Genomic DNA, 21555 nt, shown 5'->3' with positions numbered 1-21555 from the left:
TCATGCCCCTTTGCGCGAGCATATTGCCTAGTAATTTGTCATAAGTGACATTTCGTTACTACGAAATATGACATTTTTCAGATAGCTTGAGATTAATTCGCGGGCATTAAGCTTCTGAATCTACCGAGTGCATGATGTATGCCGCGATTCTACAAGAAAAGAAGAGGAGAGGATTCTATGTTATTTCAAAAATGTTTATTGGCGAGTTTTTCTGTGCTGCTTGCAGGATCCATGCTGCTGAATACTTCGGCAGCTCGGGCACAGGATGTGAGAAACAATTGGGCTTCGACACAAGAAAGTCAAGTAAACCATCTACCAAATGAGAAGCATTCACTTGTCCAACAGACGATGGATGACCTTGTGAAGCGTAAGGAAGTTCCCGGTATCCTAGCACAGGTTGTAAAGGATGGACAGGTGTGGTCGTATGGGGCGGGCCAGGCAAGTATTTATAGTGATCGTAAGATGGATCCGGAATTCCATTACCGTATTGGCAGCATTACGAAAACGTTCGTCGCAACTGTAATGCTTCAATTGGCGGAGGAGAACAAATTGAGTCTGGATGATTCCGTGGAAAAGTGGCTTCCAGGCGTGGTTCAGGGGAATGGATATGATGGGAGCAAAATTACGATTCGTCAGCTGCTGAATCATACGAGCGGCATTGCCAATTTTACAACGGAAGACTTCATTAAGCGGATCGTAGTAGAGAAGCCTTATCAAACGTATTCCGCGGATGAATTGATTCGGCTTGGCTTGGAGCAGAAGCCGCTATTCGAGCCCGGCAAGGGATGGAGCTACTCCAATACGAACTATGTATTGGCGGGAGTTATTATCCAGAAGGTTACGGGTAAAACGTACGGCGAAAATATCGAGGCACGCATTATTGCAAAATTGGGGTTGAAAAGTACCTCCGTTCCAGGCACGCTGTCCTCTTTGCCAGATCCACATGCACGGGGCTATATCACATTGGAAGGCAGAGGATACGTCGACATCACGGAGCTCAATCCTTCATGGGGGAACGCAGCGGGCGACATGATTTCGACCGCCAAGGATCTGAATGCGTTTTTCAGTGCACTGCTAGGCGGCAAGCTGTTGTCAAAAGAATTGATGACTCAAATGCTGGATGGTGTGGATACCCCTATCGGTCGGTATGGCTTGGGCATTTATGAAGTAACGAAGAGTCCAAATGGAGAGTCGGTGTGGGGCCATAGCGGGGGTATTCATGGATTCGGTTCACAAAGCGGGGGAACGCTTGACGGCAAGCATGTCATGAGTGCTAACGTCAATATACTTCAGTTTGCAGGATCCTCGACTAATCCCCATGACGAAATCTTTCGTGCCGAATTCAAAGGTGCCGATAAGCCGTAAATAATCATTGTCATGTCTGATAAAAAGGACAAAGAATACAGCCGTCTTAAAGACGGCTGTATTCTTTATGTTACTGTCAGCATTGGCTGACAAGAAAGTTAGAATGTTTGACGATGTATGGCGTTAAATGATGGGTTGAAGATTTGTGAGTTCTATTTAAGGGTTTTTCTTAATGACAATCGACAGTCTGTAATTCGCATATTGATTCAATTCCACGAGGAATGCATCCAGTTCCTCATTGGAGGGGAAGCGGCACTCCATCATATAGCAGCATTCGCCGCTAATTTTATAATTATGAAGAACATAGGTCTGCTGTGTCTCGACAAAGGACAAGAATGGGCGATGATCCGGCTGCTTTGTATAGATTTGAATAAATGCTTGTACGGGGTACCCAGCCTTGGCTTGATTCAATTGAATCGTATAGTGTTCAATAACGCCTTCGTCTTCCAGCTTCTGTACGCGATTCGCCGTTGCTTGACCTGTCATATGAATCTTCTGTCCCAGTTCCTTCATCGAGACTCGTCCATTGCGGGACAGTTCTTCAATAATGCGTTGATCCGTAGAATCCAGCATCGTAACAACCTCTTTCATTAATCAAGTATTTGACGCTTAACGCTTGATTCTGTATATGTCTTCCTATCTCCAATCATATTATCCTATTCGTAGGAAGAGAAAAAGAGGCTTGCTTGCCACAGGAGGAGTGCAGAATGAACATTACCCAAATTCGCAATGCTACGCTGATTATAGAGTACGGAGGTCAAAGGCTGCTGGTTGATCCATTTTTGGCCCCTAAGGGGACTTACCCAGCATTCCCAAATACACCGCATGCGGAGCTTCGCAATCCGCTTGTTGAGCTGCCGACTCCTATTGAAGAGATTATTCAGGTGGATGCCGTCATTATAACGCATCTTCATCTTGATCATTTCGACGACACGGCAAAATCGGTGTTGCCTAAAGAGATTCGCATTATTGCCCAAAACGAGCAGGATGCTCAATCGATTCGCGATGCGGGCTTCCATCATGTCGAGGCGATGAATGAACATACCTCCGTAGGAGGAGTTTGTTTGCAGCGCACAGCTGGTCGGCATGGCACTGGAGAAATTGGAGAGCGGATGGGCAGGGTATCCGGCTTCGTCTTGTCGCATCCAACAGAGAAGACCTTGTATGTCGCGGGAGATACGATCTGGTGCGATGAGGTGGACGCTGCAATTCAACAGCACAAGCCTGAAGTGATTGTGGTAAACGGAGGTGCAGCTCAATTCCTTATCGGGGACCCAATCCTCATGACTAAGGAAGATATTTATCGGACGCATCAGGCATCGCCGGAATCCATTATCATTTCATCGCATATGGAGGCGGTGAATCACTGCTTGCTGTCGAGGCAGGAGCTGCGTAGTTATGCTCAAGAGAAAGGGATTGCGGATCAATTCCTCGTTCCGGAGGATGGTCAGGTCATAACGTTGTGATGTATATGATGTTATCTTTCGAGATTAGACAATGGTAATTGCACGTACAGCTTGGAAGTTATGTTCGAGAATTGTTCATTTACGGTGCCTTGAAAATCGTTACGAAGAAAACTGGATAACGGATTACGGATAAAGAGTGGGGAAAGCTGTCGGATACCGACGGCTTTTTTATTAGGGAAAATTTGTGGAGCACATTAGGAATATGATGCGGGCTCATTTATAATGAAAACAGGCATGCAAGTATCGATACGAATTAGGAGTGGAATGTTGGTGGAATACACAGCTCAGCAAGTAGCGGAATGGATGATCGATGAAATTAGAACGAAGGGTGTCGCTTATCAGAGCGATGTCATTGAATATGTGAAGGCGCACTTCGGGGAGCATTTCGTATATGTGAATGAGAATGGGAATGCTTCGCTCGACAAGGAAGTGAAGAAGGCGTTCCGTAAGCTGCATCGCGGCAAAGTCGCATGGGACAGAGATGGATTCTGCTGGGGATGGACGTAAGCTTGGCGTAAAGAGATGGAGCAACTAACGCTGGATCACGAGGAACAACATGTTCCTCTGTATTTCTGGTGGAGTGGCAGCTGTCGCTGTCAATAGAGAAGCAGAAGGTGAAGGAGCGGTACGAGTTATGGCGCAGCAGAAATACTATGTGGTATGGGAAGGCAATAAGCCAGGAGTCTATACGAGCTGGCCGGAATGCCAAGCGCAAGTGAGCAATTACAAGGACGCGAAGTATAAGTCCTATACCTCCCAGAGCGAAGCGGAGAAGGCCTATCGGGAAGGCTGGAAGAAGCATTGGGGTCAAGGCGCTGCGAAGAAGGGGGCTTCTGGGAAGTCCGCTGGGGCTGCTGCTTCCGTATCCAAATCAGAGATTGACTATAACAGCATTTCCGTAGATGTAGGGACGAGAGGGAATCCAGGGCCGATCGAGTATCAGGGAGTAGATACGAAGACAGGAGAAGTGATCTTTGCAAATGGGCCTATTCCCAATGGAACGAACAACCTAGGCGAGTTCCTTGCCATCGTGCATTCTTTGGCTTATCTCAAGCAGCAAGGCAGCAATAAGACGATATACAGTGATTCGCGAACCGCGATGAAGTGGGTACGCGAGAAGAAAGTGGCGACAACGCTTGTTCGCAATGAATCGACGCGGGAAGTGTGGAATTTAGTAGACCGGGCGCTTCATTGGCTGCAGACGAATACCTACAGCAATAAAATCCTGAAGTGGGAAACCGAGCATTGGGGCGAGATTAAGGCCGATTACGGGAGGAAATAGCCGCTTCTCAACAGAGCTTTTGTACAGGTTGATTCAGAATTGGAACGGAGATCCACTTTTTACACAGATTAATCTGGAAGTATGGTATAATGGAACCATACTGATTCGGCTGTAGTCGCAATATCGTGCCCCGAACGTGACGTTTGGGGCTTTTATATTTACAGTCGGCGTATCAACATATCATGTGAGGAGAGATGGGGTTTGTACAGCTCGCGGAAGAAATCACAAGAGGATGTGCCGATGGAAATAACATCGGTGTGGATATGTTCGAGTGAAGATTGCAATGGATGGATGCGAGATAATTTCACTTTTTCAAATGAACCGACATGCCCGCAATGCAAGTCTGCAATGGTCAAGGGTGAGAAGAAGATAGCCGTTCTTGCCAACACGAGTCCAGTTCAATCCTCCAAGTAAGGGTTGACGGGGTTACTTGTGCATTAAGTTTATTCGTTATGAAGGGACACGAATTTTCGTGTCCCTTTTTGTATTTTAAAAGTAGATTATTACTTAATAAGCCCTATATTGCTGCCGAGTCATCAGATCACGAACTGCATCCGTAACCGATTCCTCCATGGAATAGAGGGTTTGGAATCCTTGCTGGCGAATTTGCGAATCGTCCCAAATGCGGTTGGTCGTTAATGTGTCCCATGCAAAAGGCGACATAGGATACGCTTTCCGTTGTTCCTCAGTCAGTTCAGCGGGGATATGGAGAAGGGAAGCGCGCTTTCCTGTAGCGGCATCGATGGCCTCTTTCAATTGCATCCAAGTCGTATCGAATCCTTTCAATACATAAACCCCATTATCCTGCCCGACCTCACCATATGTACCAAGCCACTCCATCGCACGGCCGATATCGCGAGTATCGACGAGAGACACTTTCGTTGAACCACCGCCGACGATTGGATACTGATCGCGGGCATGTGCCACGAACTTTCTGGCGAAGAATGAGGATTGATCGCGTACTCCAATCGTGCTTGCCGGACGTAATATTACCGTCTTCATTCCATTACGGAGGCCAGCTTCTTGTACGATCTCCTCCCTTGCTAGTGCTAACTGCTGTATCGGGTACATCGGTTGAGTATCATATCGTTCATCAATTGGCTCAATGCTGCGGAAATCATAGACAACAATGGTGCTCAACTGAACGAAGCGGGCTACTCCTTGCGCGGCTGCAGTTTCTGTCAACCATTTCGTCAATTGAATTTCTACGGGTGCGTCTAAGCGTATCGTCGAATTCAGCTTCGCATCTGCTGTGCAGTTGTAGACCACATCATGTCCTTGGATGACAGAAGCCAGTTCTGTACGATCCTCCATATGGAGTTGGATGACTTGAGCGCCGGTCTGTTTGAGCCATGAGATATTGCTTGTATGCCGTGCGACGGCGGTAACCTCATGCCCAGCATGCAGCAGCTGCTCTACGACATGACTTCCAATGAAGCCGGTGCTTCCAAATACAATTGCTCTCAAACGTGTTCCTCCTCCTAAGCCTTGCTCCATCACATTCCGTAATTATGAATTCAACATGCGCATGCTGTGCTGTTATCATAATCGAACTGCTTTTCTAATAAAAGTACGGTTAATTTATATAGTAACTATCCTGTTGAATAGTAATGGAAGCCATGCGAAAAAAAAGGCAAGCCCAAATTTGAATGATTGCAACTTAGAGCGAAACCTTTCTCTAGATTGCCACGTTAAGAAGGCAACAGGAAGACATATATTGGATTATCATGTTTGGTGAACGAGGAGGAGGAACGGGTGAAAAGGATACTGTCAGGGATTGTGGCAGTCGTCATGCTGCTGCTTGTCATTCCAACACAGCTGCAAGCAGCTGCATCCATCAGCATTTACATGGATGGGGTGAAGTTGATTACGGATCAGCCACCGACAACGCTTCAGGGTCGAACGATGCTTCCGATGCGCGCCATATTCGAAGCGCTTGATGCCAAGGTGTTGTGGGATCAGAGAAGGCAAATGGTGACGGCCATTAAGGACGATACTACCATTGTGCTGAAGATTGGCTCCAAGGCTGCGACCATAAACGGCTCCGCTGTTGTACTTGATGTACCGCCGCAGACATTGCTGGGGAGAACCATGGTGCCTGTACGCTTCGTCAGTGAGGCAATTGGGGCAGAGGTAGGCTGGAATCAGCGATCACAGAGCGTTTATATTCGGACACTCCCTGCAAACAAAACGGTAGCCCCAGTAACAAGTGTCAGCGCGCAAACGGCTGGCAAGTATGGAGATGGCCGTGATGTGGAGGTCAGCTTCTTGAAATCGGCAACGGAATCAGCGGTGGATCACTATCGCGTATTTGTAGTGAAGGCCGCGAATGTCTATGGATTCACCTTGTCGCAAGCATTGGCTGTTCCTACAGGTCAATATACCGTGGCGTTCCCGATTGGCGGGCCACAACAAGTGCCGCTTACATCCAACACTCGCGATGTAGATGGAGACCTTCTGAAGAAGAGTCAATCCTACGTGGTGTTAGTGCTTGCGGTAGGCAAAGGTACGAACAAGTCGGCGTTATCTTCAGCTTCCCAAACCCTAACATTAACGAACACAACAGTGTCCGCTGTAAGCAATGTGCAAGTACGCGATGTGGCCGATTACGGAGATGGCCGAGATCTTCAGGTCAGCTTTGCACGACCGCAGTATGATGATTACATCGCGAATTATCAAATCCACGTTGTGAAGACAAGAGATGCCAATCGGTTTGACACGGCTGCTGCAAATGCTGTGCCTAACTCATTCTACACGACAATCTCCAAATCTGGTTCCAATTCTACGTTAGCGACAACGCTCTCCTCTTCCTCAAGAGATGTATCCGGTGATTATATTCGCAGCGATATTTCATATACCGTATTTGTACTCTCTGTAAGCAGCAATAGCAAGGTGTCTCCGCATGCGTTGTCTGCAGGTTCATCCTCTATTACGCTGGATCGTCCGATCGCGGCGCCGTCCATTACAAAAGTGGATGATGTGGGCAATTACGGGGATGGCCGTGACTTGCAGGTTAGCTTTATTCGCTCCGGCGATGAATCGAAGGTGAGCTATTACCGGATCTTTGTAGTCAGAAATCGAGATGCCGGAAGCTTCGATCTGTCCGATGCGAACCGAGTTCCGTCCGGCAGATATTATGATGTTGCGCGGAATGGATACAACATAACGACGACATTGCCGTCCAATGCCCGAGATGTACAGGGATCTTATATTGGCAATGGGGAGACGTACCGCGTATTCGTAATGGCAGTAGCCAAGGATGGCAATGCTTCTGCACTCTCCGCAGCATCTTCTGCGATCGTACTCAACAATAAAGGGAATGTTCAGGCATCTAAGAATGTAACGGTCAGTGATGTCAGCGATTATAATGATGGCCGTGATTTGCGAGTTAGCTTCGAGCGGGCATCGGATGAGTCGGATATTAGCCAGTATCGAATTATGGTCGTAAAGTCCTCAGATGCCAATCGATTTACACTGTCCGGTGCAAATGAAATATCTAGATCAAATTATATCGCTGTCAGTACAACGGGACGACATCAAAGTATTGTGGTGCCTTCCAATGCCCGTGATGTGGATGGCTCTTCTATTCGAAATGGAATCAGTTATCAGGTATTTGTCTTATCTGTTGGGAAGGGCAGTTACTCCAATGCCTTATCCAATCCGTCTTGGCCGATTACACTGGAGAATCGTGCTGTGGTATACTCCGCTACGAATGTGGGTGTACAGGATGTTAGCGATTATCGTGATGGCCGAGATCTACAGGTAGCATATACCCGAGCAGTAGATGAGTCGAATATAAGCCAATATCGAGTGCTGGTCGTAAAATCGGCGAATGCAAGTCAGTTCGGCGTCTCTGCGGCTAGTGAAGTACCGCGATCCAATTACACAGTTGTCAAAACGAACGGAGCGAATCGTACTTTGACGTTGTCCCCGGATGCTCGTGATGTGGATGGTTCATCCATTAAAAATGGTGTTAGTTATCGAGTCTTTATTTTGTCAGTAGGAGACAATGACGGCGGAACAAATGCATTGTCAGCACCTTCCCCAAATATCGTCTTGGAGGATAACCTAGGGGCAGACACAGTTACTAATGTTGCTGTGCAAGGAACAAAGAACAACGGCAATAGCCGGGATGTGGAAGTGAGCTTCTCGGCACCTGCTAATGATTCCACAATTGCCGAATATCGAATTCTAATCGTTCCGTCGGAGAAGGCGGAGGGCTATAAGCTATCTGCTGCAAATACCGTATCGGCAATCAATTATAAGAAGGTATCTAAGCAGGCGGGCGTTGTGAAGGAGATGCTGCCTGATGCTGCACGTGATGTGTACGGCAAGCAGCTCTCGAAAGGGATGGTATACCGAGTATTTATCTTATCTGTGTCCGAAGGGAGAGGTGCATCCAATGCACTCTCTGCTCCTTCCGAGGAGTTTAAGCTGCTTGATCCTGCGGTTCCAGCAGCGGCGAATGTAACTGCTGTCCTGGAAGGGGAAGGAGCAATCCTCAAAGTATCATTCGATAAGGCAGCAGATAGCAAGGGCATCGCCTATTACGCGATAATGGCAGTTCCTTCTGGATACGCAGATAGCTTTACATTGACGGAAGCCAATCGGGTACGCAACGGAGGATATCGTGTGGTGAAGGTATCGGAGGAGGGTATCCTGACGCTTACTTCTTCAGATAAGGACATTACAGGATCCGCACTTCGAAGTGGTGTTGCCTATCGTATATTCATTCTGTCGATTGCAGATGGCCGACAAGCAACAGCCAATAATTTGTCCAAGGCATGTAATGAAATCATTCCTGGTGAAGCCTTCTAGAGCATACGAAGTAAATCTATAGGCAGTGATGGAGTAGGTAGATTCATAGAGGAAGGGGCTCCGATTGTATCGGGGCTCTTTGTTATGGGACAATGCGACAAGTTCAGGCATAGGGAGGAAAAAGGACTCGATTTTCTTGTAAAATTTTGCCGTTACCTGCTTGACTTTCGATTCTAGCAGCATTAATCTAGTGATATAGAACTAATAGATTTATTTTCCATTTCAATAGAGTCTATATTGATAAAGGCAAACCCATCGAAAGATGGCGACGCAAAGCTATAGGGGCTACGGCGAATCTCGCTAAGCCAGCCAGTTACCGATTATAGAGGAATAGCGGCAACGTCCATGTACGTTACGATCCCTTCTTATTTCGGTAAGTGGGGATCTTTTTTTATTGCTTGCAAACTTCATATCATGCACTCCGTATTTGCACAAGGGCAAAGCCATTGAAAAATGGTGACGCAAAGCTATAGGGGCTACAGCGAATCTCGCTAAGCCAGCCAGTTACCAATCATGAAGCAGGGCAGTGTTGAATCGGTTATTCAGCTGTTCGCTTCGGGAGGAGAATGTATTGTGAAATGGGACAAGCGTGTTGTCGCATTTATTCTTGCTGTTATCATCGTATGCCCATTATTCGCAGTTCCGGTTCAAGCGCAGGAGCAGACTATTCTGGACAAGCTGGTTGTATTGCCTAACGGCGATTACAATCGAAGTGAGGCAGCTGCAATGAAGCAGCGGCTGGAGAAGATTCCGACATCGGTCTTGAATGCTCTATATAGTAAAGGAGTTAAGATTAAGCTTACACAAGGAGCCATTACGGACGAGCCAGAACTTGCTTACCTGAAGGGAGTAGTACCAAGAGGGTGGGAAGGCACTGGATTGACATGGGACGATGTTCCTGGAGTGAGCGAGCGAGTTGTGGCGGTTCGCATCGGGTATAGCGAGAAAGGGAAGGGGCACAATTCGTTTAATCTGGAAATTCACGAGACGCTGCATGCGGTTGACCGACTCGTTTTCAATGAAATTAGTGGTACTGAAGAATTCAACACCATTTTCAATAAAGAAGCAAGTGTAAAATATAAAGGTGATGGCTATGTTTCGACGTATCCAACGGAGTATTTCGCTGAAGCTGCTAGCTTGTATTTGTTTAGCGATACGACAAGGGACGATTTGAAGAGCAGCATGCCGTTAACTTATGAATTTATGGCTAAGCTATTTGCGAGCTAAGAGCCCTACATAGAAGAAGCGCCTCCTCGACATGCGTCGAAGAGGCGCTTTGCTGCATATTCGTGCTCAGTCGCGATTATGGGTACACGACATCAGCGTTTACTTTCTCCCACGATTCGAATTCATCCTTGTTGCGGTGGTAGTCATGGTAGTTCGTCGCTTCCATCACATCGGAATAGTACCAATCCGTAGGGGCGATATCCGGCCATTTCTTCGCGTCTTTGTGGACATCATCGTTGTGCACTTTTCGGTTCAGTACGCTGTTGATGAACGCCATTGCTTCGGCACGAGTGATGTACTGATTTGGCTTGAACTTGCCATCTGGATAACCCTTAATCCAGCCTTTGTTGGCTGCCGATACAATGTATTTCTCTGCCCAATGACCGCTGATATCGGAGAACAGTGTATTCGTCTGCTCATTCAGCTTATCGAATCTGGAAGCAATTGCGGCGAACTCTGCTCTCGTAATCGGTTTTTCTGGCAGGAAAGTGCCATCTGGGTACCCAGTGATAATCCCTGCATTCTCCATCGTGGAGATGTGTCTGTTCGACCAGCGCTTTTCGGCTACATCCTTGTAAGAGTTGGTGCCCTTCAAGAAGTTGGCTCGTGTAGTGTTCTCCATTAAGCGGTAGAAGATAGCAGCCACTTCTTCGCGGCTGATCAGTTTTTTCGGCTTGATTTCCCCATCCGGATATCCATTGATGTAATTGTAATGATATTGCGTTTCTAACTTCGGCACCGGTGGCAATGGTGGAACTGGTGGCAATGGCTTGGAGCTTGGATAATAGGAGGTACTGCTGCCGCCACTGCTGCTGCCTCCGCCACTTGAGTTTTGCGTGTAATAGAAGATGTACTCTTGCCCTTCCTTATCGGTGAAGGTGTAAGTGTCAGTGGATTTCACAGGTGTGTACCCCGATATGGACAGTGCCGTAAGTTCGACCTTCTCCCCGGCTTTACCGCTCTTCGTCGTTGGATTTACGAGCTGCTTGCCTGTTCCTTGCTCCACATATTTAATCGTTACTTGCTGATCAGGCTTGCTGATTGGATTCTTGATGTAGAGGATCGTGAACGTCTGTGAAGCATCCGCAGTGAAGACATAGTTGTAAGTAGACTGTTCTGGATTATATACAGCGTCTGTCACTGTGATCGGTGTTGGCTTCAGTGTGATGTGCTCTCCGGCTTCGCCTTTCAACGAAGTTGGTTCTGCTACCGGTGCAAGAGTCTCCTTATCCAGATGCTGTACCGTCAGCAGCAATGCCTCTACAGGATCGCCCTTTTTGTAGTAAATCGTGTACTGTTGTTCTGGAGTTCCGTCAATCGTAATGTCATGGTTGAATTTTAAAGGCTGATAAACAGCGTCTGCTACGGAGATTGGCTCAGCTGTTACATGAACAACTTCGCCAGACTTGCCGCTGACCGTAGTAGGTTCCTGCAGCACTGCGTCAGTGCCTTCTTCAAGGTGATGAATAGTTACGAAATAGGTTGGCAGCTCTTTCTTGCTGTAGAAGAACGTATAGGATTGTTTAGCTTGCTCAGTGATTGTGTATTCATGCTGGTAGGAGTCTGGCACGTAGATTACACCATCAATGATAATATCTTCGGCTTTCAGCGTAACGGTTTCTCCGATCTTGCCGCTAGTCGAAGTGGATTCCTTCAGAACCGCACCAGTAGCCGCCTCTTTATAGTGGACGTGAACAGTACGTTCTACAGGAGCATTCTTGGTGTAGAAGAAGGTATGCTCTTGGTTAGCCTCAGCCGTGAACGTGTACTTTACTTCTGGATTGACTGGAGTGTAGCCTGTGACTTCTAGTGCAGTCAGTGTTATTGATTCTCCAGTTTTGCCGTCTTTCGAAGAATCTTTTGCGATAGGAAGCTCGGTATCTTGGTCAATGTAGTGGATGGTTACTTTTTGTGGATTCGCGGTGTAGAAGAATTTGTACGTGTCGTTTTTATCTGTGAATGTGTAAAGCTCTCTTTCTACCTCAGGCGTATAGCCAGGAATCTTCTTGGCTTCCAACCCAAGCTTCGTACCGGTAGGCCGGTTATAAGTTTCGGAATCTGCAAGTGCTTCTTTGGTTTCTTTACTCAAATACTCCACTGTCAGTGTCTGTTTGCTTGGCGTATACCAGAATGTGTATACATTGTCCTCGGCCTTGAACGTATAGCTATCTTCAGCTTTGTCAGCTGTAAAGCCTGGAATGTTTAGTGACTTCAACGTTATCGTCTGGCCAGTGACACCTTGTTCAGATGTTGGGGCAGCGATTTCTCTTTGCGTAACGTTGCTGACATGCTTGATAATTACTTTTTGAGTGTTTGCTTTGTAGAAGAAGGTAACCACGTTATCCGAAGCTTTTACGGTATAGGCTACTTCTTCCTTCTCAGGCGTGTAACCCGGAATGTCGATAGCTTTTAACGTAATGGACTCTCCAACTTTGCCTGTGCGAGAAGTGTCGTCGTCAGCGATGGATTTGCCCGTATCCTTATCGACGAACTTGATAGTGATAGGGAGATCCGCCTTTTTGTAGAAGAAGGTAACCACATTATCCGCAGCTTTGACAGTATAGGTTACTTCTTCCTTCTCAGGCGTGTAGCCTGGGATGTCGATAGCTTTCAACGTAACAGACTCGCCAATCTTACCTGAGCGAGAAGTGTCATCGTTAGCGATGGACTTGCCGGTATCCTTATCGACGAACTTGATGGTAATAGGGAGTGCTGTCTTCTTGTAGAAGAAGGTATACTCGTTGTCCTTGGCCTTAAATGTGTATTGAACTTCGGCGTTCTCGGGCGTGTAGCCTGGGATGTCGAGCGCCTTCAGCGTAATTGTCTGTCCGTTGGTACCGGAGAGCGAAGTATCGTCGTCAGCGATGGATTTGCCAGAGTCCTTATCTACATACTTAATCGTTAACTTTTGTGGAGCTAGCGCATATCCGAACCAAATGGTTTTATTAGGCTCCTGAATCGTTAACGTTTCTTCTGTAGGGTCAGTACCCTTTTTCAATACATAGTTATCAAGCTTCGGAGCAGGAACCTTATATTTCGGCCCTATGTCCAGCGCATCCTTGCCGTTGATGGTGAAAGACCCACTGTACAACTGCTCTGCAAGATCCACGCGTTCGACAACCTTGCCGTCTGCGTTAATAGGCTCGCCTTGATCATTTACCCTGTAGCCTTTCACAAGAATGGAGCCTTTGCCGAAGCTGACTTGCGGCACTTCAAAATCTTTTGTTGTACGCTGTCTATTCACATCTGTGTATTCCATGGTAGTTCGTCCGTTTGTCGGGTAATTGACATCGGCACTTGGATTTTTGGAAGAGTCCATTTTGATGGTATATGTCAGGGTTGCTGGACTTCCCTCTACGATGTTGCCAACGTCCCATACAAACGTTTCTGAAGTTGCATCCCATTTCACCGTGCCTTGAGATGCTGTATAGTCTTGCTTTTCAACAGGTGCATTACCTTTGAAAATAAGGTTAAACATTTCACCCATCGGATCCTTGACTACAGCATTTTCAGCCGCGTAAGAAATTTTCCCTGCCAGTTCAGAGAAGACCTTCTCCAGCTCTGCGCTGTCAGACGGGTAATAGTTGTTTGCTGAAGCGCTGTTCTTTAATACATATACAGCGTTAGCATCACTGCCGACCTCGAGCCCGATCGAATAAATGGTGATTCCTGCATCCTTGGATGTTTTGGCTTGAGATATCGTAGGGATTCCATTGTCCTTAACCGTATAGTTATCTATCTTGTATCGATCTCCGAACAAGCCAGAGGATAATTCATAGCTGTTGCCAGAACCGATAGTCTTGGTGTAGTCAAAGTTGGAAAGTACAAAGTTATACTTGTTGTCGGGCCATGAATAAGGAGCGGCCTTTTTTGCAGGAGAACTGAACGTTGGCGCACCGTCGCTAAGCAGCACAATAAATTTATTTTTAGCTGAACTCTTTGTAGTTAGTAACTGATGTGCTGTGTTGAGAGCGCCTTGTATGTTTGTCCCTCCGGAAGCCGAGATACCCTTAATATTGTTCAGGAGCTTTTGTTTGTCATTCTGGCCAAGAAATCCGGATGATGTGTCCTCTGCGCTGGTGCTAAACGTGACAAGAGCAATTCTTGTTTTGACGTTGGACAAAAGCAGTGTGTTTACAAATTTATCCGCTGCTTTTTTGGCATTGTCTAACCGTTTGTAGTTTTTCATACTGTCTGACTTGTCTAAGACAAGTACGACATCGGTATCACCGGCTTCAACGTTCTTTCCTTCGGCGGTCAGAGTAATCTGCCACTCTCCTGGCGTCCCGGTAGGCTTCGCTGTCTTGCTTAATTTCACAGCACCTGGCTCTGGCCAAATTGGATCGCGTGCGGCTGCATCTGCACTTTGCAGTGTGTGAGGAATAAACCCGAAGAACACGGCAAATACGCACAGCCATGTTACGGCCAACTTTACTCTACGTTTCATTCAATTCGCCACCTCATTTTTTCATTTTATTCCTCCCCTACCGAAGTGAGTCCATGCCTCCTCATTCTTATTTATATAGCTCAACGGACAGTTAATTCCGCCAGAACTTCACATAAATAAAAAAAGTCCAGCTGCAAGTAACAGAATTGTTAGATGCAGCCGGACTATCATAGGTCGTAGGACCGTTAGACTCCGAAGCTTTGCGGCCTAATCTTTCGATTAGTGTGCCCTATGTGATTGATCAATCATAACACCTCTTATCCAAGCGAAGATGACTGTAATCATAGGCATAGGGAACTATCAAGCTCAATATAGGTTACGAGGGACAATTTGTCAATGATAAGAAAATACTAGTTTGTATACATACTACAAGTATTAACCTACTAGAGTTGATTCATACCTGATAATCCATCTATATGCCTCCAACTTAATAACTATTCATCGCTATCAGAAGGAAATAACGGATTGAAACGCTCCAATGCCCGTACGATAATGAGTAGAGCAGATAATCTAGCAATCGGCTTCAGGAATACCAAGGTGTGTCGAGTGAGACTGAATGAAGAGCAAATAGAGCTTAAGATTTTTGTAAGGATTGAGTAAGGAATTAGAGAGGAATGCCTCATACAATAAAGTCATCGGGAAATACGCATTGAGCGGGAGGAGATACTGGCATGACGTATTTATTACGTACACATCATTTGACGAAGACGTTCCAAGGTAAAGAGGTCGTCTCGAATGTGAATATGAACATCCGCCAAGGAGAGATATATGGATTTTTGGGTCCGAATGGGGCCGGTAAGACAACAATTATGAAAATGATTACGAACTTAATTAAGCCTTCGATGGGCCAAATTGAAGTATTCAGGGAAGCGCTGTCCCCTAAGTCGTATCATCTGCTGGCTCGGATGGGGACGATTATCGAATACCCTGTATTTTATGACAAGCTGTCGGCACGAGAGAATATGGAGCTGCACTGCGAGTACATGGGGTATCACAACATGAAGGCCATAGATGAAGCATTGGAGCTGGTGAAGCTCAACCATGTGGGTAATAAAGCAGTTAAGGATTTCTCGCTTGGAATGAAGCAGCGGCTAGGTATCGCCAGAGCGATCGCAACGAAGCCGGAGCTGCTTCTGTTGGATGAACCTATTAATGGGCTGGATCCGATAGGGATTAAGGAGATACGCGATTTGCTTCTCATGCTGAGCAGACAATATGGTACAACGATATTGATATCAAGTCATCTGCTGGGTGAAATTGAGCTTGTTGCAGATACGATTGGTGTCATTAATAAGGGTAGATTAATTGCAGAAGTGTCTATGGACGAGGTTCGTATGAAAAATAGCGAATATATTGAGATTGTGACGAATGATTGCACGCGAGCTGCGTTCCTGCTCGAAGATAAACTAGGCATACACAATCTACGAGTCATGGATGAGCGCATAATTCGAGTATATGATCCGAATATCCAGCAGGGAGTGCTGACGAAGGAACTGGTCGTGAACGATATTTTAATAGAATCGATCCATAAGAAAAACAGCTCTTTAGAGGAATACTTCTTATCTTTGTTGGATGGAGGCGATCATGTTGCGTAATTTGATAGCTTTGGAGCTTCGGAAGCATCACATAGGAGGGTATATTCGAAACGCGATTATTGCAAATATTGTCGCGATTGCCATCTTATTCTTAATGTTATACAGTCCTAACATGATGGAAGAAGTTGTTTTCGCGGATTACACTGCCCTTTTTGTGGGTGTGGATTCATTTGTACGAATGATCTTTATCGTCTTTGCAGCAGTATTGATATCTCGGTTCATTATTGATGAATATAAATCAAAGACAATAAACATCCTATTTATGTATCCAATAAGTCGGAAAAAGATCCTCCTCAGCAAGTTGGCCATTATCGCCATCTTCACATTTAGCAATATTATTGTGTCTGAAATTGTGCTCAACGCGATCTTGTTGACAGCAAATGCATTTGTACCCATTATACAAGAGCCCCTGACTTTGTCGATAATTGGGGGAGGGGCATTGAAGTTGATCATGAATGCAATTGCTGCAAGCATTATGAGCCTCATTCCGCTATATTTCGGCATGAAAAAATATTCGACACCGACGACGATCATGTCTTCCTTGCTCATTGTTTCCATCGTGTGCTCGAATAATGGGGGAGTCTCGCTGAATTCAATCATTATCGTTCCGATCATCTTGGCACTGATCGGTGCATTCGTAATGTACATGACAATAAAGAAGGTTGAGCACGTAGATGTGGTTAATTAGTTGAATACGCTGACGTTGTCTGAGCCTGAGAAGACTTGGACAACGGGAAATTAAAACAAATTAAAAAACAGGAATTGCTATTTGGGTAACCATGTGGTAAGATGACTATATTCAAATTTGACCTGATTCACATATTGCAGAGGGTTATTTTGAAGCTAGAATAACCTTGTCCAATATGTGAATTTTATTTATTTATGTAAATAAGAGGTCATGTAAATTTTAGGAGGTATTTGTTCATGCAAACAGGTACAGTTAAATGGTTCAACGCAGAAAAAGGTTTCGGTTTCATCGAAGTTGAAGGCGGCAACGATGTATTCGTACACTTCTCCGCAATCACTGGCGACGGCTTCAAAACGTTGGACGAAGGCCAACGCGTTGAGTTCAACGTAGTTGAAGGCAACCGTGGACCACAAGCTGAGAACGTTGTAAAGCTGTAAGACACGAAATTACAATGCCCCAGACCTAAGGTTTGGGGCATTTATTAATTTTATGCGGCAGGGATGCCGTATGAATAGCAAAGAGCCGTCCTCAGGGGCGGCTCTTTGTGTTTCTGCTTCGCTTTTGTTATATTCGCAGCCACGCCATTTATTTGTCGATCTTTTTTGTTGTAGAGGCAGTATAGCGGGGATGAAGTATGTTATGCTATTGTTCGAAGCGAGCTTATGGCGGCTTCCTCTCGTATGACAATGGCAATCATATTGAGCCATTTCGGACAGATAAATATAGAGGCTGGTGGATACGTACAACATGGAACTATCCGAGATAACTTCTTATTTTACCGAAGAGCATTTGAAGGCGTTGTTGGAGCAATTCCGTTCCTTCGGGCCGCTGCCGGGCATATTACTGACGTTCATGAAGTCCTTTATCCCGCCGCTGCCTACCCTCGTTATTGTAGGTGTGAATGCTGCAGTATATGGGTTGTGGCTCGGATTTCTCTATTCATGGATTGGAATCGTAAGCGGCTGCATGCTGACGTTCCTCATTGTGCGCAAGGCAGCAGGCCACCCGTTGCTCGCTCGCTGGGCTGAGAAGCCGAAGGTGAAGAAGAGCATGCTGTGGGTGCGTCATAATGCATTCAGTTATGTCTTCTTGCTTAGTATTTTCCCAGTAGGTCCCTTCGTTCTTATTAATATGGTCGCGGCTGTTGCGCGCATGCGAATCCGCTCCTTCTTCATTGCGATTCTCTTTGGCAAGGCGCTCATGGTATTCTCCGTATCCTATATTGGTCACGATATACAACGATTTATTGATCATCCGCTGCAACTTATTTTTGTCGTCCTATTTATAGGCCTGTCTCTGTTGATTAGCAAAAAAATTGAAGCACGCTTCACGCGGCATACTTCTGATGAAGAAGAGCACACAGACACTGCCTTAGAACAGCATAAGCAGTCAGTGTAGAACGGCGATTAGGGCCTCGGCTGGAGTTGCTCCCTTCTGTCTAATCCCCGTCGCAGCTGCATGTGAATGATGATCCCCGGATAACTCCGGGGATTTTTATTTGCGACCATCTGGCGTGAACCGTAGAGCCTGTATTATGTCATGAAGTGAAGGTGCCTTTTGCTTTGTTTACAATTTCAGTAATACGTGACTCGTGCTGCTCCAGCTTCTTTTTGGACTGATCGATTTGACGAATTAGGGAGACGAGGGATGTTAGCGACTGAAGTGAACTTTTGGCGTCTCCCTTCTTAATTGCTTGATTGAGCGATGACCATAGTGGCGTAGTGCGTTTCTGTAACTCACTAACCGTGCTTCGTTCTGATTTCATTTGGGCATTCACGGTATTGATGCCTGCCAGAATATCACGTACGCGTTTTACGAATTTCGATTTGCTCTCACGTGCCTTCTTTACTGCTTCTACCTTTGTTTTAATGTCCATTCTTGCTAATTGCACTGCGGCCTTCACAATATCGCGCTGCTTGCGCAGCATTTCTTTTTTGTCGTCTTTTTTGGAGCCCATGCGGGATAGCTGATCGTTCAGGAGCTGGTATGAAGCGAATAGCGGTTCATAGCGTTGTCTTGTTTGCTTTAGGGAGGCTTCCAGTTTATTAATCTTGTCGGTATCCCAGTGTTGAAGCTTACTGCGTACATTAGTCAGGTTTTCTTTGTTTTTTGCTTGCACCTGCTTCAGGGTGCTGTCTCGCTGCAGGCTCTGATTTTGCAAGGAAATGAGCTCGCTGTACATGGAGTCTATGGAGCTGGCTTGGGTTGGGGTAGCGGATTCAGCTATCTTGGTCAATGCGGTCTTCGCTGTGGGGGATAATTCCTTGTTTGCTGCATGCGATACTGCGGATAGAAATGGCTGTAGAAGTAACACGGCGAGCAGCACTGCTGAGACTTGCCAACCTCTCTGTTTCATTTGTAAACCTCCTCTTGGTCGTTAACTTCAGGACAACAAAAAACCCGCAAGAAGGGCATGATTGCCCATTCCTACGGGTGCTTCCGTCGCAAGAAATTACGATATATTATTTACATGTAAAATATAACCAATTTAATAGCATCTTGTCAAGGTAATCTGGTTATCTGTTCGGACGAGAAGAGTACCATAGATGCATGTTGCAATAATGTAAGTAAATGAGGGTGGATTGTCATATTAATCAATAGGTACTGTGAATGGCTCGTTGTATACTGGATACTATAGAAAACAGTGAATGCATGAAGAGTTTAAAGTCACCCTACCCTTAGGAGGAATGAAATGATGATCGTAACGACAACACCATCGATTCAAGGCAGAGAAATTGTAGAATATATAGATATTGTAACGGGAGAGACAATCATGGGAGCCAACGTCGTAAGGGACTTCCTTGCCTCTGTGCGTGATGTAGTAGGCGGCCGCTCTGGTGCATATGAGAGTAAATTGAAGGAAGCGCGTGTCATTGCGATGGAAGAAATGAAGGATGCGGCAAGACGACTTGGCGCCAACGCAATTGTCGGCATTGACGTGGATTATGAAGTGGTGCGAGAAGGCATGTTGATGGTTGCAGTAAGCGGTACGGCAGTCGTTGTTCGTTAGTACAAGCGCTAGAACATAATAAGAATAAATAAGAGGTCTGTGTCTCATTGTGAGCGCACAGACCTTTCGCTGTAAAAAAATGCGGCCAGCCTCAGTCCATAGACGGATGAAGCCAGCCGCGGACGTCGAAGCTGAGCGATTCTACTTCGTGTGGGCATAATTGGTGTTGTTCGTTAGTGTAGGGAGCATACGCGACGATTCAACCATTGTAGACTGGCAGATCGGGCAAATGGGGGTGTCGTCGAATGTGAAGTTCTCCCGCATCCAACAGGAGCAGCCGTCCTGACTGCATTGCCAGATGGATGTTTGCTCCTCGGGGACTGGCTCGGGTTGTTTTTTTGCATAGTACATGGTAGAACCCTCCTTTTATTTGTGCGCGCTGATGAGATGGGATAAATAAAAGCGCGGGCTGAATGAAAAGAACTGCCCCTATGGACAGCCCTTCTATTCACGGTTGACTCGGCAAGTTCCAAGTATGTCTGCAAGCGCAGTCGGTACAGTGAAAACGAATTGTTATGCAGCTCACGAGCGTTTTCGCATGTTGCCGCTCTTCTATTATGTGAGGCAACTTCGAAAAATATGCGAAATTTTCTAATTTCTCATGATGTTGTAAATAAGTGAAGGAGGTCATGTCGATGGATTCCATTCCCGATCATCTTGCACCGCATCTGCGTATTGTGTTCGTTGGCTTTAATCCCAGCTTGAGATCAGGAGCGACGGGGCATCATTATGCGAATCCACGCAATCGATTCTGGCAGATCATTTATCGAGCAGGTCTGACTCCAAGGTTGTTCCGGGCAGAGGAAGATGGCGATCTGATTGAATTAGGCTATGGGTTTACGAATATTGTTGCCCGTCCGACTAGAGAGGCTGCGGAGATAACGGCAGAGGAGTATGCGGAAGGGCGCCAGCAGCTTCGTCAGAAAATTGAGATGTATAAGCCGAGGGCCGTATGTTTTGTCGGAAAGGGTGTGTATGAGAAGTACAGTGGGCGTGCGGGCATCAATTGGGGTGTACAGGCAGATCCGGTTGTAGAGGGCGTATATGAGTTCGTCGCCCCTTCATCGAGTGGACTTGTCCGTATGAAGCTGGATGAGATTGTAAGCATCTATGCAAAACTAACAGAGGCACTTGATTTCGGTGGCAAATGATTGGGCTTATATTTCATGCAGGGGACTAACAGGGAGTAAAAGCGAGCATTATTACAAGCGAACCGTTCTGTTTCATGAAGATGATGCTTCTTGCGGTCAGATGCGGCAGGAAGAGGGAACACCACATTTTTCTAACAAGAGTCTACTCCTTATACTTAAATAGGCTTAAATTGTGCACGTACAACAAGCGAGGAGTGACTTCTGTTTGAGTTACGAACAAATGTTAGATAGACGAAATGAACTGTTAAAGCGGAATATCCAGCAATACATTGCACAGGACAATCAGCACGGACTGAATTCACAAGAGCAATACTTGATGAATCATATGATTAAGGAGCTTCATCAGAACATGCATGATCTGCATGCTAGCCATAAATAAGGCAGTATGTAGGACTGTTGATGATATACGGGAATCGGGAAGAGAGCGTCTGCGTGAGCAGATGCTTTTTTTTGCGCAGGTTACGTACGGTTGAGGGGGTTGTCTGCTGCTTGAATCCGATTCAGCT

General features: G+C 46.1%; 19 protein-coding genes and 3 riboswitches. Of the genes, 14 read left to right on the top strand and 5 right to left on the bottom strand.

Going from position 1 to position 21555, the window contains the following annotated elements:
• The first annotated feature begins 177 nt into the window (after positions 1–177).
• Positions 178–1365 (top strand): serine hydrolase domain-containing protein, encoded by a 1188-nt coding sequence (locus PBN151_RS18810; RefSeq protein ID WP_083545217.1) that lies wholly within the window; start codon positions 178–180, stop codon positions 1363–1365.
• Positions 1366–1521: 156 nt separating this feature from the next.
• On the opposite strand, the gene PBN151_RS18805 is transcribed toward PBN151_RS18810, so the two are convergent.
• Entirely contained in the window at positions 1522–1938 is a 417-nt protein-coding gene (locus PBN151_RS18805; RefSeq protein WP_072730242.1) for an Lrp/AsnC family transcriptional regulator, read from the bottom strand.
• Between the two features lie 134 nt (positions 1939–2072).
• Here PBN151_RS18805 and PBN151_RS18800 point away from each other — a divergent pair, with 134 nt between their 5' ends.
• The 4 genes from PBN151_RS18800 to PBN151_RS18785 all read left to right on the top strand — a co-directional run bounded on the left by PBN151_RS18800 (position 2073) and on the right by PBN151_RS18785 (position 4527).
• Positions 2073–2831, top strand: a complete 759-nt coding sequence (locus PBN151_RS18800; protein WP_072730241.1) for an MBL fold metallo-hydrolase — start codon at positions 2073–2075, stop codon at positions 2829–2831.
• Positions 2832–3101: 270 nt separating this feature from the next.
• A complete protein-coding gene (locus tag PBN151_RS18795) occupies positions 3102–3338 on the top strand; it encodes a DUF6953 family protein (RefSeq protein WP_021252737.1) in 237 nt (78 codons plus the stop codon).
• 127 nt (positions 3339–3465) lie between these two features.
• On the top strand, positions 3466–4113 hold the full coding sequence (gene rnhA, locus PBN151_RS18790; protein ID WP_072730325.1) for a ribonuclease H: 648 nt from the start codon (positions 3466–3468) through the stop codon (positions 4111–4113).
• Between the two features lie 201 nt (positions 4114–4314).
• A complete protein-coding gene (locus PBN151_RS18785) occupies positions 4315–4527 on the top strand; it encodes a cold-shock protein (RefSeq protein WP_021252735.1) in 213 nt (70 codons plus the stop codon).
• A gap of 93 nt (positions 4528–4620) precedes the next feature.
• Here the strand turns inward: PBN151_RS18785 and PBN151_RS18780 are convergent, their stop codons facing one another.
• A complete protein-coding gene (locus PBN151_RS18780; protein WP_072730240.1) occupies positions 4621–5580 on the bottom strand; it encodes an NAD-dependent epimerase/dehydratase family protein in 960 nt (319 codons plus the stop codon).
• A gap of 288 nt (positions 5581–5868) precedes the next feature.
• Here PBN151_RS18780 and PBN151_RS18775 point away from each other — a divergent pair, with 288 nt between their 5' ends.
• Both PBN151_RS18775 and PBN151_RS18770 read left to right on the top strand, forming a co-directional pair.
• The gene (locus PBN151_RS18775; RefSeq protein ID WP_072730239.1) at positions 5869–8931 is read left to right on the top strand and encodes a copper amine oxidase N-terminal domain-containing protein; all 3063 of its coding nucleotides are present in this window, start codon (positions 5869–5871) and stop codon (positions 8929–8931) included.
• A 235-nt stretch (positions 8932–9166) separates the two neighbouring features.
• A riboswitch (cyclic di-GMP riboswitch) is annotated at positions 9167–9252 on the top strand.
• A gap of 105 nt (positions 9253–9357) precedes the next feature.
• A riboswitch (cyclic di-GMP riboswitch) is annotated at positions 9358–9443 on the top strand.
• 1 nt (position 9444) lies between these two features.
• On the top strand, positions 9445–10158 hold the full coding sequence (locus tag PBN151_RS18770; protein ID WP_227774850.1) for an anthrax toxin lethal factor-related metalloendopeptidase: 714 nt from the start codon (positions 9445–9447) through the stop codon (positions 10156–10158).
• A 76-nt stretch (positions 10159–10234) separates the two neighbouring features.
• On the opposite strand, the gene PBN151_RS18765 is transcribed toward PBN151_RS18770, so the two are convergent.
• Positions 10235–14605, bottom strand: a complete 4371-nt coding sequence (locus PBN151_RS18765; RefSeq protein WP_072730238.1) for a MucBP domain-containing protein — start codon at positions 14603–14605, stop codon at positions 10235–10237.
• 151 nt (positions 14606–14756) lie between these two features.
• A riboswitch (cyclic di-GMP riboswitch) is annotated at positions 14757–14844 on the bottom strand.
• Positions 14845–15276: 432 nt separating this feature from the next.
• Between PBN151_RS18765 and PBN151_RS18760 the strand changes: the two genes are divergently transcribed.
• The 4 genes from PBN151_RS18760 to PBN151_RS18745 all read left to right on the top strand — a co-directional run bounded on the left by PBN151_RS18760 (position 15277) and on the right by PBN151_RS18745 (position 18286).
• Positions 15277–16200, top strand: coding sequence for an ABC transporter ATP-binding protein (locus tag PBN151_RS18760; RefSeq protein WP_072730237.1), 924 nt, complete (start codon positions 15277–15279; stop codon positions 16198–16200).
• The gene (locus PBN151_RS18755; protein ID WP_083545216.1) at positions 16190–16888 is read left to right on the top strand and encodes an ABC transporter permease; all 699 of its coding nucleotides are present in this window, start codon (positions 16190–16192) and stop codon (positions 16886–16888) included. Before PBN151_RS18760 ends, PBN151_RS18755 begins: the two co-directional genes overlap by 11 nt.
• Before the next feature lie 236 nt (positions 16889–17124).
• Positions 17125–17325, top strand: coding sequence for a cold-shock protein (locus tag PBN151_RS18750; RefSeq protein ID WP_005543633.1), 201 nt, complete (start codon positions 17125–17127; stop codon positions 17323–17325).
• A gap of 310 nt (positions 17326–17635) precedes the next feature.
• The gene (locus tag PBN151_RS18745) at positions 17636–18286 is read left to right on the top strand and encodes a TVP38/TMEM64 family protein (RefSeq protein WP_072730236.1); all 651 of its coding nucleotides are present in this window, start codon (positions 17636–17638) and stop codon (positions 18284–18286) included.
• A 139-nt stretch (positions 18287–18425) separates the two neighbouring features.
• Here the strand turns inward: PBN151_RS18745 and PBN151_RS18740 are convergent, their stop codons facing one another.
• Positions 18426–19244 (bottom strand): hypothetical protein, encoded by an 819-nt coding sequence (locus tag PBN151_RS18740; RefSeq protein WP_072730235.1) that lies wholly within the window; start codon positions 19242–19244, stop codon positions 18426–18428.
• A 339-nt stretch (positions 19245–19583) separates the two neighbouring features.
• On the opposite strand from PBN151_RS18740, the gene PBN151_RS18735 reads away from it, so the two are divergent.
• Entirely contained in the window at positions 19584–19898 is a 315-nt protein-coding gene (locus tag PBN151_RS18735) for a YbjQ family protein (RefSeq protein ID WP_021255722.1), read from the top strand.
• A 141-nt stretch (positions 19899–20039) separates the two neighbouring features.
• Here the strand turns inward: PBN151_RS18735 and PBN151_RS18730 are convergent, their stop codons facing one another.
• Positions 20040–20249: a cold-shock protein gene (locus tag PBN151_RS18730; RefSeq protein WP_021255723.1), complete on the bottom strand. Its 210-nt coding sequence runs from the start codon at positions 20247–20249 to the stop codon at positions 20040–20042.
• Positions 20250–20533: 284 nt separating this feature from the next.
• Between PBN151_RS18730 and mug the strand changes: the two genes are divergently transcribed.
• Together mug and PBN151_RS31395 are read left to right on the top strand one after the other, a co-directional pair.
• A complete protein-coding gene (mug, locus tag PBN151_RS18725; RefSeq protein ID WP_072730234.1) occupies positions 20534–21049 on the top strand; it encodes a G/U mismatch-specific DNA glycosylase in 516 nt (171 codons plus the stop codon).
• 205 nt (positions 21050–21254) lie between these two features.
• Positions 21255–21428, top strand: a complete 174-nt coding sequence (locus PBN151_RS31395; RefSeq protein WP_005543625.1) for a hypothetical protein — start codon at positions 21255–21257, stop codon at positions 21426–21428.
• Positions 21429–21555: the final 127 nt, after the last annotated feature.

The organism is Paenibacillus sp. NAIST15-1, assembly GCF_001894745.1.
Taxonomy (GTDB): domain Bacteria; phylum Bacillota; class Bacilli; order Paenibacillales; family Paenibacillaceae; genus Paenibacillus_B; species Paenibacillus_B suaedae.
The sequence above is the reverse complement of the archived record's forward strand: the minus strand, read 5'-3'. Positions and strand labels throughout refer to the sequence as shown.